This is a genomic window from Achromobacter sp. MUI-25009338 (assembly GCF_057359325.1).
In genome coordinates, this window is record NZ_CM170627.1 from 1205088 (window position 1) to 1218702 (window position 13615).

Annotated in this window: 13 protein-coding genes; 6 read left to right on the forward strand and 7 right to left on the reverse strand. The window is 68.9% G+C overall.

What is annotated here, in order from left to right:
- The first annotated feature begins 86 nt into the window (after positions 1–86).
- On the forward strand, positions 87–1187 hold the full coding sequence (locus AC1IQ6_RS05605) for a substrate-binding domain-containing protein (protein WP_111825686.1): 1101 nt from the start codon (positions 87–89) through the stop codon (positions 1185–1187).
- A 7-nt stretch (positions 1188–1194) separates the two neighbouring features.
- Complete coding sequence (moaA, locus tag AC1IQ6_RS05610) at positions 1195–2298, forward strand: GTP 3',8-cyclase MoaA (RefSeq protein WP_485866011.1); 1104 nt, start codon at positions 1195–1197, stop codon at positions 2296–2298.
- A gap of 13 nt (positions 2299–2311) precedes the next feature.
- Here the strand turns inward: moaA and AC1IQ6_RS05615 are convergent, their stop codons facing one another.
- From AC1IQ6_RS05615 to moaC, 5 genes are read right to left on the reverse strand one after another with little or no spacing between them, the layout of a single operon-like run.
- A complete protein-coding gene (locus tag AC1IQ6_RS05615; protein WP_485866012.1) occupies positions 2312–3517 on the reverse strand; it encodes a molybdopterin molybdotransferase MoeA in 1206 nt (401 codons plus the stop codon).
- Between the two features lie 3 nt (positions 3518–3520).
- Positions 3521–4042: a molybdenum cofactor biosynthesis protein B gene (moaB, locus tag AC1IQ6_RS05620; RefSeq protein WP_102773733.1), complete on the reverse strand. Its 522-nt coding sequence runs from the start codon at positions 4040–4042 to the stop codon at positions 3521–3523.
- Positions 4039–4521: a molybdenum cofactor biosynthesis protein MoaE gene (locus AC1IQ6_RS05625; RefSeq protein WP_168202168.1), complete on the reverse strand. Its 483-nt coding sequence runs from the start codon at positions 4519–4521 to the stop codon at positions 4039–4041. The genes moaB and AC1IQ6_RS05625 overlap by 4 nt, the downstream gene beginning before the upstream one ends.
- A 5-nt stretch (positions 4522–4526) precedes the next feature.
- Positions 4527–4778, reverse strand: coding sequence for a MoaD/ThiS family protein (locus AC1IQ6_RS05630; protein ID WP_102773731.1), 252 nt, complete (start codon positions 4776–4778; stop codon positions 4527–4529).
- Positions 4759–5247 carry a cyclic pyranopterin monophosphate synthase MoaC gene (moaC, locus tag AC1IQ6_RS05635; protein ID WP_102773730.1) on the reverse strand — a complete coding sequence of 163 codons (489 nt, stop codon included), beginning with the start codon at positions 5245–5247 and terminating at the stop codon, positions 4759–4761. The genes AC1IQ6_RS05630 and moaC overlap by 20 nt, the downstream gene beginning before the upstream one ends.
- Before the next feature lie 171 nt (positions 5248–5418).
- On the opposite strand from moaC, the gene AC1IQ6_RS05640 reads away from it, so the two are divergent.
- Together AC1IQ6_RS05640 and AC1IQ6_RS05645 are read left to right on the forward strand one after the other, a co-directional pair.
- Complete coding sequence (locus AC1IQ6_RS05640) at positions 5419–8922, forward strand: DUF748 domain-containing protein (protein WP_485866013.1); 3504 nt, start codon at positions 5419–5421, stop codon at positions 8920–8922.
- A gap of 61 nt (positions 8923–8983) precedes the next feature.
- On the forward strand, positions 8984–9862 hold the full coding sequence (locus AC1IQ6_RS05645) for a dienelactone hydrolase family protein (RefSeq protein ID WP_485866014.1): 879 nt from the start codon (positions 8984–8986) through the stop codon (positions 9860–9862).
- A 209-nt stretch (positions 9863–10071) separates the two neighbouring features.
- Here the strand turns inward: AC1IQ6_RS05645 and AC1IQ6_RS05650 are convergent, their stop codons facing one another.
- Positions 10072–10926, reverse strand: a complete 855-nt coding sequence (locus tag AC1IQ6_RS05650) for a spermidine synthase (protein WP_485866015.1) — start codon at positions 10924–10926, stop codon at positions 10072–10074.
- 41 nt (positions 10927–10967) lie between these two features.
- Positions 10968–11405 (reverse strand): hypothetical protein, encoded by a 438-nt coding sequence (locus AC1IQ6_RS05655; RefSeq protein ID WP_111825680.1) that lies wholly within the window; start codon positions 11403–11405, stop codon positions 10968–10970.
- A gap of 226 nt (positions 11406–11631) precedes the next feature.
- Between AC1IQ6_RS05655 and AC1IQ6_RS05660 the strand changes: the two genes are divergently transcribed.
- On the forward strand, positions 11632–12135 hold the full coding sequence (locus tag AC1IQ6_RS05660) for a peroxiredoxin (protein WP_102773725.1): 504 nt from the start codon (positions 11632–11634) through the stop codon (positions 12133–12135).
- 87 nt (positions 12136–12222) lie between these two features.
- Complete coding sequence (locus AC1IQ6_RS05665) at positions 12223–13602, forward strand: MFS transporter (RefSeq protein ID WP_111825679.1); 1380 nt, start codon at positions 12223–12225, stop codon at positions 13600–13602.
- The last annotated feature ends 13 nt before the right edge of the window (positions 13603–13615 follow it).

The following is a 13615-nucleotide window of genomic DNA, read 5'->3' on the forward strand; positions in this document are numbered from 1 at the left end:
ATGTTGTTAAAAGCATATAAAACACCAGCCGCCCGCGTTATTTGTGTACTCTAGCTACCTAAACCTGGCTCATCAATAAGAAATAAATGACATATAAGTTTCGCATCGGCCTGCGCCCGCAATGGACGCTGGGCGGCGAGGACGGATCGGCGGCGGTGCCCCTGCAGGACATGCTGGCGCTGCTGGCGGCCATCGACGCCACGGGCAATATCGCCGGCGCCTGCCGCGCCTGCGGGCTGTCGTACCGGCATGCCTGGGGCGTGCTGCGGCGGTTCGAGGACATATTCGGGACCCAGCTGCTCATCACCGCCCGCCGCCAGGGCACGCAGCTGGCGCCGTTCGCGCAGCGCCTGCTGTGGGCCAACCGGCGCATCGAGGCGCGCCTCATGCCCACGCTGGAAAGCATGGCCTCGGAACTCCAGGAGGAACTGGAGCGCCTGCTGCCCGAGAGCGGGCCGCACCTGCGGCTGCATGCCAGCCACGGCTTCGCGGTCGAGTCGCTGATGCAGCACATGAGCGGGCGCAAGCCCGGCCTGGAGCTGCGCTACCGCACGGCGATCGAGGCGCTGGCCTCGCTGGAGCGCCACGAATGCGACCTGGCGGGTTTCCAGGTGCCGCAGGGCGAGTTCGAGGCGCCCATCATGGCGCGCTATGCGCAGTGGCTGCACGCGGACGACTGCCTGCTGATCCACCTGGCGGTGCGCAACGCCGGCCTGTTCGTCACGGCCGGCAACCCCAAGGGCATACGCGGCATGGCCGACCTGGCGCGTCCCGACGTGCGTTTCGTCAACCGCCAGATCGGCTCCAGCACCCGCCACCTGGTGGAGCTGATGCTGCAGCGCGCGGGGGTGACGACCGGCCAGGTGCAGGGCTATGACACCAACGAATTCACCCACATGGCCATCGCCGCGCACATCGCCAGCGGCATGGCCGATACCGGCATGGGGGTGGAGACCGCGGCCTGCCGCTTCGGCCTGGACTTCATTCCGCTGGTGCGCGAGCGCTATTTCTTCGCCATCCGCAAGTCGGCGCTGGAGACGGCGGCCATGCAAGGCCTGCTTTCCATCATGCGCAGCCCCGACTACATCGGCTATGTCGGCCAACTGGCTGGTTATGACGCGCGCGACACGGGACGGCTGCAGACCCTGCAAGAAGCCTTTCCATCGGGGCCGGGCGCCGGGATATGATGCATCCATGAGCAAAGTGATACTCCTTGCCGATCATCGCAACGGCCGTCCGGCCGGCCTCGTCCCCGGAGAACTGCCGCCCGACGGCCAGCCCGCGCTCGACCGGCGCGCGCGGCCGCTGCGCGACCTGCGGATCTCGGTCACCGACCGCTGCAATTTCCGCTGCACCTACTGCATGCCGCGCGAGGTGTTCGACAGCAGCTATACCTTCATGCCGCATTCGGCGCTGCTGTCGTTCGAGGAAATCACGCGGCTGGCCGGCATCTTCACGCAGCTGGGCGTGGAAAAGATCCGCCTGACCGGCGGCGAGCCGCTGCTGCGCAAGCACCTGGAAAACCTGGTGGGCCTGCTGGCCGGGCTGCGCACGCCGCAAGGCCGTCCGCTGGACCTGACCCTCACCACCAACGGCAGCGTGCTGGCGCGCAAGGCCGCCGATCTCAAGCGCGCCGGGCTCACGCGGGTGACGGTCAGCCTGGACGCGCTGGACCCGGCCATGTTCCAGGACATGAGCGACAGCGGCTTCACGCCGGACGACGTGCTGCGCGGCATCGACGCCGCGGCGGCGGCCGGGCTGGCCCCGGTCAAGGTCAACATGGTGGTGCGGCGCGGCCTGAACGACGGCCAGATCCTGCCGATGGCCGAGCGCTTTCGCAACAGCGGCCACATCCTGCGCTTCATCGAATACATGGACGTGGGCAACACCAACGGCTGGAACCTGGCCGAAGTGGTGCCCAGCCGCGAAGTGCTGGACCGCATCGCCGCGGTCCACGCGATCGAGCCGATCAGCGACGGCGAGATGGGCCGCGTGGCCGAACGCTGGCGCTACCTGGACGGCGGCGGCGAAATCGGGGTTATCTCCAGCGTCACGCACGCCTTCTGCGGCGGCTGTACGCGCGCGCGCCTGTCGCCGGAAGGCAAGCTGTTCCTGTGCCTGTTCGCGCACGAAGGCTACGACCTGCGCGCGCCGCTGCGCGACGGCGCCAGCGACGAGGAGCTGGCGCGCATCCTGGCCGGCATCTGGGCCGGCCGCGCCGACAACTACTCGGAGCAGCGCGGCCGCAACATGGCGGACCCGTCGCGCAAGATCGAAATGAGCTATATCGGCGGCTGACGCCGCCGCCGCGCTACGCCAGCCAGTGGCGCAGGTCGTAATAGACCACCCGGTCGCGGTCGTGGACCGGCACGTCCGCGGGCAGCCGGGCCAGGCCGGTGGACCAGGGCATGGAGCTGATCACGCCCGAGCCCTGGTGGCGGTACGGGATCAGTTCGGCGCCGCCGTCCTCGGCCGGGCGGCGCTGCACCCGCAGGAATTCCTCGCGCGCGTCCTGGCGCGGCGCTTCGGTGCGCAGCGGCAGCCGGCTGACCGGCGGGAACAGGGTTTCGCGGCCCTGCATGCGGCGCACCAGCGGCGAGACCAGCATGGCGAACACCGCATACGACGACACCGGATTGCCGGGCAGGCTCACCACGGGCTTGCCGTCTATGGTGGCCAGCGCCACCGGCTTGCCCGGCTTCATGCGCACTTTCCACAGCGCCAGTTCGCCGCCCAGGGTGGCCAGGGCCGGCTTGACCAGGTCGCGCTCGCCCACCGACACGCCGCCCACCGTCAGCACCAGGTCGCAGTCGGCCAGCAGGGTCTTGAACGCCGCCAGCAGGTCCGCCTCGGTGTCGCGCGCATGCAGCACGTGCACCGGCTCGGCGCCCATGCCGCGCGCCAGCGCGGCCAGCATGGGACCGTTGGAGTTGTAGATCTGCTGCGCGGCGCGCGGCTGGCCGGGCTGGACGAGTTCGTCGCCGGTGGTCAGGATGCCGATGCGCAGGCGGTCGTAGACCCGCACGCGGGCCAGGCCCTGCGAGGCCATCAGCGCCACGTGCGCGGCTTCCAGCAGCGTGCCCGCGGGCAGCAGCGGCGCGCCGGCCAGGGTGTCCTCGCCGCGGCGGCGGATGTGTTCGCCCGGCGTGGGGCGGCGCGAGATCTGCACGCTGCCGTCGGCCTCGGCCGCGTCTTCCTGCATGACCACGCTGTCGGCGCCGACCGGAATCAGGCTGCCGGTGAACAGGCGGATGGCGTGGCCGGGCTTGAGCGGTTCGGGCACGTCGCCGGCGTAGCAGCGCTGCTGGACCGGCAGGCGCGCCTCGGGCGTCCAGTCGGCCTCGCGCAAGGCGTAGCCGTCCATGGCGCTGTTGTCGGCCGGCGGAATGTCCACGGTGGCGTCCAGCGCCACGGCCAGCACGCGGCCGGCGGCCTCGGCCAGGTCGACTTCGCTGCTGCGCTGCAGCGGCTGCGCGGCGTGGGCCAGCAGGGTCTGGGCTTGATCGAAATCGAGCATGGGTCAGTCTTCTTCTTCGCGTTTCTTGAATTGCGTGGCGAAATTGCAGGGCCGGTGGCGGCTGTCGAGCTGCTCGCGCAGGATGTGCTCCCAGGCGGTTTCGCAGGCGTTGTTCGAGCCGGGCAGGCAGAAGATCAGGGTCTGGTTGGCGAGGCCGGCGAAGGCGCCGGACTGGACCGCCGAGCTGCCGATCTGGCCGTGCGAGAGCTGGCGGAACAGTTCGCCGAAGCCGGGCACCTCGCGGTCTAGCAGCGGCTGCACCGCCGCCTGGGTCTGGTCGCGCGGGGCGAAGCCGGTGCCGCCGCTGGTGATGATGACCTGCACTTCCGGATCGGCGATCCATTCGCTCAGGATGCGGCGGATCTGGTAGCGGTCGTGCCTGACGATGTCGCGTCGCACACATTGATGGCCCTCGCGGGCCAGGCTCTGCGCCAGCAGGTTGCCGGAGGTGTCGTCGCCGGCGCTGCGGGTGTCGCTGACCGTGAGCACGGCGCAGGCCAGCGAAACAGGGCGTTCTTCGTTCATGGATGCTCCTTCGTGGCGGGGCTTTCTTCATCCCAGGACTGCGTGCGGTCCTGGTCGGATTGTCGTTGTTCCACCCAGAAGCTGTCGCCGCCCGCGAGGGTCTCGCGCTTCCAGAAAGGCGCGCGGGTCTTGAGCGCGTCGATGATGTATTCGCAGCCCCGGAAGGCGTCGCCGCGGTGGGCGCTGGCGGCCGCCACGAAGACGATCTGCGCGTTGCGCGCGAGCGCGCCCACGCGGTGCACGATCACCGTGCCGGCGAGGTTCCAGCGCGCGCGGGCGGTGGCGGCGATCTCTTCGAGCTCGCGCTCGCACATGCCGGGGTAGTGTTCGAGAAAGAGCGTGTCGGTGGGCGTGTCGGGCGCGTAGTCGCGCACGTAGCCCACGAAAGTGACGATGCCGCCCACGCCCGGCCCGGCGCTTGCGCGCAGGGCGGCCGTAAGCGCGGCGCCGTCGAAGTCGGCTTCCTGGACGCTGATCATGGCGTTCAACCTCCGGTCACGGGTTCGAATACGGCGACCTCGTCGCCCGCGCGTATGACCGCCGTGGGCTTGGAGTGGGTCTGGTTGATGGCCAGCTTCAGGCGCGCGGCCGGCGCCAGCTGGGGATAGCGTTCGCCCAGCGCGGCGAGCAGCTGCGCGCCGGTGGATTCGCCCTCCAGGGGCCAGGCTTCGGCGCGCTTGCCGACCAGTTCGGCCACGCGCGCGAAGTACAGAAGATTAATCGTTGCGCCACTCACCGCTTTTTCCTCCCGCCTTGTACTTGAGGCGAACTTGTTCGATCACGATGCCCTTGTCGGCAGCCTTGCACATATCGTAGATGGTCAGCGCGGCCACGCTGCAGGCCGTCATGGCCTCCATTTCGACGCCGGTCTTGTAGCTGGTGCGGCAGGTGGCCAGGATGTCGATGCGGTGCGCCGAGTCGTCCAGCGCGAACTCCACGCCGACGAAGGACAGCGGCAGGCTGTGGCACAGCGGGATCAGCTCGGCGCAGCGCTTGGCGGCCAGGATGGCGGCCACGCGCGCGGTGTTGAGCACCTCGCCTTTGCCCTGGCCCGGCTGGGTCAGCAGGCCGTAGGCCACGGCGTTCATGCGCACGGAGGCGGCGGCGACGGCCACGCGCTCGGTGTCCGTCTTTGCGATGACGTCGACCATGCGGACCTGGCCGGCTTCGTCCAGGTGGCTCAAGGTTGGGGTGGACGTGGACATGGGTATCGGAAGCGAGAATTGTTAATGATTGAAAAGGGCGGCCCCGGCGGGCCGGACAAGGCCGCTGTTGCGCCTATGATAGACGAGCGGTGAAGGGGGCGCGATAATCGCGCCTGTAGTCATTAGAAGGACGGAATCGCACGGCCTTCAATTCGTATCAGGAGACGCGCAATGCCCTTGCGGATGCCAAAACTTCGGTTGTCAGGCCGGGTCGGCAAAATTCTTCTAGGCATTGCGGCATTCATACTCATCCTCTTCGGCGTCGCCGCCTGGCAAGTTCCCAAGGTCCTGGCCGACGTGCTCACGCAGGACGTCTCCAAGATGATCGGCCGCGACGTCTCCGTCGGCAAGATCAGCTTCAATCCCTTCACGCTGACCGTTCGCGCGCGCGACCTGGCCGTGGCCCAGCCCGGCTCGCAGACGCCGCTGCTCACGCTGGCCGAACTCGACGCCAGCGCGGCCTGGACCTCGCTGTTCTGGTTCGCGCCCGTGGTCGACCGCATGACGCTGCGCGAGCCTAACATCGCCATCGTGCGCGAGGACGTCACGCGCTTCAATTTCTCTGACATTCAGCAACGCGTGGCCGAAATGGCGGCCGCCCAGCCCGAAGCGCCGCCCGAGCCCGACGCCGGGCTGCCCCGTTTCTCGCTGAACAACATGGTCATCGAGAACGGCTCCATCACGCTGGACGACAAGGTCACCGGCCGCAAGCAGGTGGTCGACGAGCTGGGCGTGGGCGTGCCTTTCATCTCCACCTTCGGCTACGCCACCGACATCGACGTGCAGCCGCGCCTGCACCTGCGCATCAACGGCAGCCCCTTCGACCTGACCGGCGTGGCGCGGCCCTTCGACGTGGTGCCCTCGTCCACGCTGCGCGTGGCGTTCGACGGCCTGCAGCTGGAGAAGTGGGCCGACGTCTGGCCCATGCCGCTGCCGTTCAAGCTGGAAAGCGCGCTGCTCGATTCCAATCTGCAGGTCGTGTTCGAGCAACCCAAGGACGCGCCGCCCAAGATCCGCGTCATGGGCGACCTGGGGCTGCGCCGGCTGGACCTGCGCGACACCGCCGGCCAGGGCCTGGCGGCCTGGAGCGCGCTGACGGTCAGCCGCCTCGAACTCGAGCCCATCGAACGCCGCGTCTACGTAGGCGAGGTGGGCCTGTGGGCGCCGCAGATCCACGTGCGGCGCCAGGCCAATGCGCAGCTGAACTGGCTGGACGTGGTGGCCAAACTCAAGCAGCTTGGCGGCGTCGAGCCCACCGCCACGCCGGTGGCCGACAAGCTGCGCAAGGCCAGCGGCCTGAAGCCGGCCGAGCATCCGGCAGCGCCCGCCGCGGCAGCCGTTGCGGCGCCGGCGGCCACGCCCGCCGATGCCGGCGCGGCGGCGCCGCCCGCCGCCCCCGCCGCGCCGCCCGAACCCGCGGACTGGAAAGTCAATCTGGACGCCTTCAACCTGCACGAGGGCGAGCTGTACGTCAACGACGCGGTCAGCAAGCTGGACTACGTCATGACCGGCCTGGCCGCCACCGTCGAAGGCGTGGCGCTGCCGCAGGTCGAGGGCGAGCCCATCAACCTGTGGCTGACCATGGACAACAGCACCGACGGCGGCTGGCTGCGCGCCAAGGGGCCGCTGGTCATCAAGCCGCTGTCGCTGGAGCTGGGCGTGCGGCTGGGCAACGTCGCGCTGGCGCCGCTGGCGCCGGCCGTGCGCAACGCCGCGCCGATCGCACTGCTCGACGGCCGGCTCGCCGCGGCCGCGCAGGTGCACGTGCGCGAGCAAAACGGCGCGGTCGATGCGTCGGCGACCGGCGTGCAGGCCGACCTGACCGGCTTCAAGGCGCGCGACGAATCGCTCAAGCCGGCGCTGGACCTGGCGCTGCAGAGCCTGCGTGTCACCGCCGACCGCCTGGCCATGGGACCGGGCCAGAGCAATTTCACGCTGGCCGCGGCCGGCGTCCAGGGCAACGGCAAGCTGGACCTGAAGGGCGTCTTCACGCCGCAGCCGCTGACGGTGAAGACCGCGGTGGACCTGTCGGGCCTGAACGTCGCCACCTTCGCGCCGTACGCGGCCTCCAGCCTGAACGCCACGGTGCGCGCCATCACGCTGGGCGCCAAGGGCAATGCGGAATTCGCCGCCGCGGCCGGCAACGCGCCCATGAAGGCCGGCTGGAAGGGCGGGGTGGAAATCACCGACGTGGACCTGCAGGACCGCGTCAACAACGACGACTTCCTGAACTGGAAGCGGCTGGGTTTCTCGGGCATGGACATCTCGGTGGCGGGCGACAAGATCGGCGCCAGGCTGGGCGACATCGCGCTGGAGGATTTCTACGGCCGGGTGCTGCTCAATGCGCAGGGACGGCTGAACGTCATGGACCTGGTGGCCGCGCCCGGCCAGGCCGGCGGTTCGATCACCCAGGACACGCAGACGCCGGGCCGCAACAAGGCCCCGCCGGCGGCGGCGCCGGCCAAGGGCGGCGCCAGCGCCATGCCCGACATCGCGGTCAACAGCGTCACGCTGAACCGCGGCCGCATGACCTTCACCGACCGCTTCGTCAAGCCCAACTACGTGGCCGAGCTGTCCAGCATCGAAGGCTCGATCACGGCGGTGTCCTCCACCAATCCGCAGCCGGCCAAGGTCAAGGTCACCGGCCGCGTCTACACCACGGCGCCGCTGTCGATCAGCGGCATCGTGCAGCCCTTCGCCAAGTACCTGACGCTGGACCTCAAGGCCACGGCCAAGGGCGTGGACCTGCCGCGCTTCAACACCTATTCGGCCAAGTACGTGGGCTACCCGATCAAGCGCGGCAAGCTCTCGGTCGACCTGGAATACAAGATCAAGGACCGCGCGCTGCAGGCCACCAACCACGTCATCCTCAACCAGCTGACCTTCGGCGACAAGACCAACAGCCCCGACGCCACCAAGCTGCCGGTGCTGCTGGCGGTGGCGCTGCTGAAGGACGCGCGCGGCAATATCGACATCAACCTGCCGGTGTCCGGCTCGCTGGACGATCCGCAGTTCTCGGTGGGCGGCATCGTGGTGCGCGTGCTGATGAACCTGGTGGTCAAGGCCGTGACCTCGCCCTTCAGTCTGCTGGCCTCGGCCTTCGGCGGCGGCGAGGAGCTGTCCTACGTGGAGTTCGCGCCCGGCAGCGCGGCGCTGACCGAGGACAGCGTGCAGCGCATCGACACGCTGACCAAGGCGCTGGCCGACCGCCCCGCGCTGAAGATGGACATCAGCGGCCGCGCCGATCCCAAGACCGACATGGAAGGCCTGCGCCAGGCCTGGGTCGACGGCCAGATCCGCGCCGCCAAGGCCGCCGACACGGCCCCGCGCGGCAAGAAGCCGAACCCGGCCGGCGTGCAGGTGTCGGCCGCCGAGCGCGCCAAGTACCTGGAAGAGGTCTACGACGACACGGACATCGAGGACAAGCCGCGTAATTTCATCGGCATCGCCAAGTCGGTGCCGGCCGAACAGATGGAAGCAATGCTGCGCAAGGCGGCGCCGGTGGGCGAAGAACAGTTGCGCCAGCTGGCCGACGCGCGCGCGCAGGCAGTCTACGAGAAGTTGCAAGCCCAGGAAGGACTCGCGGATCGGGTGTTCATCGTTGCGCCGCAACTGGACGCCGACGGCATCAAGGACGAGGGCCTGCCCTCGCGCGTGGACTTCTCTCTGAAGTGAACCCGGCTGGCCGCGAGGGGCGCGCCTGCGCCCCGGGCCGGCCTTTGCCAGGAGATGCTCGATGAAAGACCAGGACGCGCAGTTCGACAGCCTGCTTCCGCCCCTGCGGCTGGACCGGCGGGGATTCATCGCCACGTCGGTGGCGGCGGGATTCTCGCTTGCGGCCGGCCAGGCCGTGGCCCAGACCGCGATTTCCACCGACGCCTCCGGCCTGACCGCCGGCAGGATCGACGTCCCGGTGAAGGACGGCCGCATGCCGGCCTACCGCGCGGCGCCGCAGGGCAAGAAAAACCTGCCCACGCTGCTGGTGGTGTCGGAGATTTTCGGCGTGCACGAGTACATACAGGACGTCTGCCGCCGGCTGGCCCACCAGGGCTACCTGGCCGTCGCGCCGGAATTGTTCGCGCGCCAGGGCGACCCGTCCAAGTACACCGACATTCCGAAGCTGCAGGCCGAAGTGATCAGCAAGGTGCCGGACGCCCAGGCCCAGGCCGACCTGGACGCCGCGGCCGCCTGGGCCGCCGCCAACGGCGGCGACCCGGACCGCCTAGGCATACTGGGGTTCTGCTGGGGCGGACGCCAGGTCTGGCTCTACGCCGCCCACAACCCCAGGCTGAAGGCCGGCGCCGCGTGGTACGGCCAGCTTGGCGGCGAACCCAGCGAGCTCAAGCCCCGCCCGGTGCTGAGCCTGGTCAAGGACCTGAAGGCGCCGGTGCTGGGCGCCTACGGCGGCAAGGACGCCGGCATCCCGCAGACCGACGTGGACCGCATGCGGCTCGCCCTGGCCGAAGGCCCCGCGCCGGCCAAGGCCTCGCGCATCGACGTCTACCCCGACGCGCCGCACGCCTTCCACGCGGATTACCGCCCGTCCTACCGCAAGGCCGAAGCCGAACAGGCCTGGACCCGCATGCTGGACTGGTTCAAGCAGAAGGGGCTGTAGGATGGGTGCAGCGCGAGAATCCTTAAGCAAGCACTCAAGTATCCAGCGCGCGTAACCCATCAGGCGGCGCAAGCCGCCGGTTTTCTTGGCAAGAGGCCAACAACAGCATGCGACGAAACCCGGCGGCTTGCGCCGCCTGATGGGTTACGCGCGCTTGGCGCCCGTGTTCTTGTCTGGAGCGTCTCGCGCTGCACCCATCCACGCCCCGCTCAATCCCGCAACAACTCCACCCCTTCCACCGCCACCAGGGTCGAGCCATACCGGTCCAGCGCCCGCTCCGGCTCGACCCCGATGCGGCCCAGCGCGCCACGCCATCGCGCCGCGTTCGCGGCCAGGACATCGCGCCCCGGCAGCGGCCCGCGCGCCGCCACGATCACCCGGTTCGATTCGCGCAGGTTGAAGAAGGTCCCGAACACGGCCGCGTACGTGGCCGACTCCCGTTCGTACAGCCGGCTGTTGGTGAAGGTGTTGGCGACCACGACGCCGTCGTCCGTCAGGATCGCCTTGACGTGCTCCAGGAATTCCACCGTCATCAGGTGTTCGGGGATGTAGTCGACGTCGAAGGCGTCCAGCATCACCATGTCGTACCGCCGGTTCTCGCGATGCGCGCGTTCGATGTAGGCGCGGCCGTCCTCGATGTGCAGGCGCTGGCGCGGACCTTCGCGGTAGCCGAAGTAGGCGGCGGCGACCTTGCCGACCGCGGGGTCGATTTCCACGGTGTCGATGACCGCCTCGGGCAGCAGCCTGGCCAGGGTGTTCTGCAAGGATGCGCCGCCCAGGCCGACGATCAGTATGCTGGCCGGCGCCGGCTTGGCGTACAGCGCGCTCATCATCATGCGGGTGTAGGAGAACACCAGCTTTTCGGGGTCGGCCAGGTCCATGCAGGTCTGGCGGCCGAAGTCCACCATGGTGTTGAAGTTCATGCAGCGCTCGCCGTTTTCCTCGAACACCAGGACCGCGCCGAAGCGCGAGCGTTCGCTGTGCAGCAGTTCGGCGCCGGCCTGCACGCCGGAATGGAAGAGGGCGGCAAGGCCCAGGAACGAGGCGCAGAGCAGGCGGAGCATAGGAGGTGCCATCGATGGGGATGGCACATCATATCGCCCGCCTACTTGGCGTCTTCTCCCGGCAGGCCGTCGTTGACCTCGGCCAGGGCGTTCTTCATGTCCTCATAGCTCATGACGCGTTCGTTCTGGAAGCCGCCCAGCACGCCGCGGCAGCCGTCGACGCCGGAACGCTTCATGTCGTCCATCATGGTCTTGCCCTGGGCCTGCCCCTTCTGGAATTCGGCGTCGTACGCGGCCGCCGAAAAGCCGTATTCCTGGGCGTACTGGAGCAGGTTCTTGCGGGAGTTGGACTGGTGCTGGGCCAGGTCGGGCTCGGAGGCGCCGCAGGCGCGGGCCGCGCCGTTGGAGGCGCCGGCGGCCATGACGAAGGAGTCGTACTGGATCTGTTCGCTGGCGTCGGGGGCCGCCCAGGCGGGGGCGGTCCATAGGGGAGCGGCTGCGCCCAGCGCCCAGGCCAGGCGGGTCAGGATCTTGCGCATCGGTGAATCTCCGCGGGCGTGGGTGTCTGTCACACGAAAATATCCCGCACATTATGACAATCAGCCGTTTCGAGGCCATGTAGGGGCGGTATAGAGTCGTATCAGACTGTGCATCTTCTTTTCCCCGGCCGGGCTTTGCAGCGCCCGGGCCGCGCAAGAACTATGATGGAGCCTGCGGGGCGATTCCGCCCCCGAAGCCGTATCCCTTTACCCCTGGAGATTCCCCATGACGATCAAAGTCGGCGACCGCGTGCCCGACGGCACCCTGACCGAATTCATCGAGACCGAAACCGCCGGCTGCTCGCTGGGCCCCAACGCGTTCCAGGTCGCCGACCTGGTCCGCGGCAAGACCATCGCGCTGTTCGCCGTGCCGGGCGCGTTCACGCCCACCTGCTCGGCCAAGCACCTGCCCGGCTACGTGGAGCAGGCCGACGCGCTCAAGGCCAAGGGCGTCGATGAAATCTGGTGCGTGGCGGTCAACGACGCCTTCGTCATGGGCGCCTGGGGCCGCGAGCAGAAAACCGACGGCAAGGTCCGCATGCTGGCCGACGGCTCGGCGCTGTGGACCCAGGCCCTGGGCCTGGAGCTGGACCTGGTTCAGCGCGGCATGGGCGTGCGCTCGCAGCGCTACTCGGCGCTGATCGTCGACGGCGTGGTCAAGCAGCTGAACGTCGAGGCGCCCGGCAAGTTCGAAGTCAGCGACGCCGCCACCATGCTGTCGCAGGTCTGACCCCCCAGCCGTTTCCGTTTTACCGCTCGACGCCGCGGGCCGCCTTTGCGGCCCGCGGCGCTACCGACAGCAGCGGTCGCCGACGCCATGCTCGCCACCCTTTCCTCATTCTCGTCGCTGTATTTCGCGACCTTGCTGATGCTGATCGGCACAGGTCTGTTCAACACCTACATGGGCCTTCGGCTGACCGCGCAATCGGTCAGCGAGGTATGGATCGGCGCCCTGATCGCCGGCTACTACCTGGGCCTGGTGTGCGGGGCGCGCCTGGGCCACCGCCTCATCATCCGCGTCGGCCACATCCGGGCCTTCGTCGCCTGCGCCGCCATCGCCACCAGCATGATCCTGGCCCAGACGCTGGTCGAATCCATGCCGCTGTGGCTGGTGTTCCGCGTCATCTCGGGCATCGTCATGGTGACCGAATTCATGGTCATCGAGAGCTGGCTCAACGAGCAGACCGAAAACCACCAGCGCGGCCGCGTGTTCTCCGTCTACATGGTGGTGTCCGGCCTGGGCACGGTGCTGGGCCAGCTGGCCCTGACCGCCTACGCCACGCTGGACCTGCGCCCGCTGACCCTGGTGGCGATGTGCCTGGTGCTGTGCCTGGTGCCCATCGCCGTCACGGCCCGCTCCCACCCGCCCACGCCGCTGCCCGCGCCGCTGGACATCCGTTTCTTCATGCAGCGCGTGCCGCTGTCGATGACGGTGCTGTTCGTGGCGGGCAACCTGTCCGGGGCCTTCTACGGCCTGGCGGCGGTCTACGCCGCCAAGCACGGGCTGTCCACCTCGCAGGCGGCCATCTTCGTGGCCGCCGCCGTGACCGCCGGCCTGCTGTCCCAATGGCCCATGGGCTGGCTGTCCGACCGCATCAACCGCGCCGGCATGATCCGTTTCAACGCCTTGCTGCTGGTGCTGCTGCCCATCGTCATGTGGGGCTGGATCGCGCTGCCGTACTGGGCGCTGGTCGCCATGTCCTGCATCTTCGGCGTGCTGCAGTTCACGCTGTACCCGCTGGGCGCGGCCTTCGCCAACGACCACGTCGAGTCCGAACGCCGGGTCAGCCTGTCGGCCGTGCTGCTCATGACCTACGGGGTGGGGGCCTGTGTCGGCCCCATGATCGCCGGCGTGATGATGTCGATGGCCGGCCCCAGCATGTACTACGTGTTCATATCGGCCTGCGCCGTGATCCTGGTCTGGCAGGTGCGTCCCACGCGCGTCACCGGCGCGCACCAGGTGGAAGAGGCGCCCACGCACTTCGTGCCCATGCCCGACACGCTGCAGAGCTCGCCGGCGGCGGCGGTGCTGGACCCGCGCGTCGATCCCGAGAACGACATCGCCATGGAGATGGTGCAGCCCGATCCGTCGGCGGCCGTTCCGCCCGCGGAACCGGCTGCGGCGGATGCCGCCGAAGCCGCGCCGGACGAAACGGCCGAGCCCGGCGACGAACGCGAGATCCGCACCGGCACCTGAATCCTGCCCAGGG

Bases quoted from the DNA above. Each gene is read 5' to 3' on its own strand.
- AC1IQ6_RS05605 (WP_111825686.1), top strand. From the start codon at position 87: ATGACATATAAGTTTCGCATCGGCCTGCGCCCGCAATGGACGCTGGGC.
- moaA (WP_485866011.1), top strand. From the start codon at position 1,195: ATGAGCAAAGTGATACTCCTTGCCGATCATCGCAACGGCCGTCCGGCC.
- AC1IQ6_RS05615 (WP_485866012.1), bottom strand. From the start codon at position 3,517: ATGCTCGATTTCGATCAAGCCCAGACCCTGCTGGCCCACGCCGCGCAG.
- moaB (WP_102773733.1), bottom strand. From the start codon at position 4,042: ATGAACGAAGAACGCCCTGTTTCGCTGGCCTGCGCCGTGCTCACGGTC.
- AC1IQ6_RS05625 (WP_168202168.1), bottom strand. From the start codon at position 4,521: ATGATCAGCGTCCAGGAAGCCGACTTCGACGGCGCCGCGCTTACGGCC.
- moaC (WP_102773730.1), bottom strand. From the start codon at position 5,247: ATGTCCACGTCCACCCCAACCTTGAGCCACCTGGACGAAGCCGGCCAG.
- AC1IQ6_RS05640 (WP_485866013.1), top strand. From the start codon at position 5,419: ATGCCCTTGCGGATGCCAAAACTTCGGTTGTCAGGCCGGGTCGGCAAA.
- AC1IQ6_RS05645 (WP_485866014.1), top strand. From the start codon at position 8,984: ATGAAAGACCAGGACGCGCAGTTCGACAGCCTGCTTCCGCCCCTGCGG.
- AC1IQ6_RS05650 (WP_485866015.1), bottom strand. From the start codon at position 10,926: ATGCTCCGCCTGCTCTGCGCCTCGTTCCTGGGCCTTGCCGCCCTCTTC.
- AC1IQ6_RS05655 (WP_111825680.1), bottom strand. From the start codon at position 11,405: ATGCGCAAGATCCTGACCCGCCTGGCCTGGGCGCTGGGCGCAGCCGCT.
- AC1IQ6_RS05660 (WP_102773725.1), top strand. From the start codon at position 11,632: ATGACGATCAAAGTCGGCGACCGCGTGCCCGACGGCACCCTGACCGAA.
- AC1IQ6_RS05665 (WP_111825679.1), top strand. From the start codon at position 12,223: ATGCTCGCCACCCTTTCCTCATTCTCGTCGCTGTATTTCGCGACCTTG.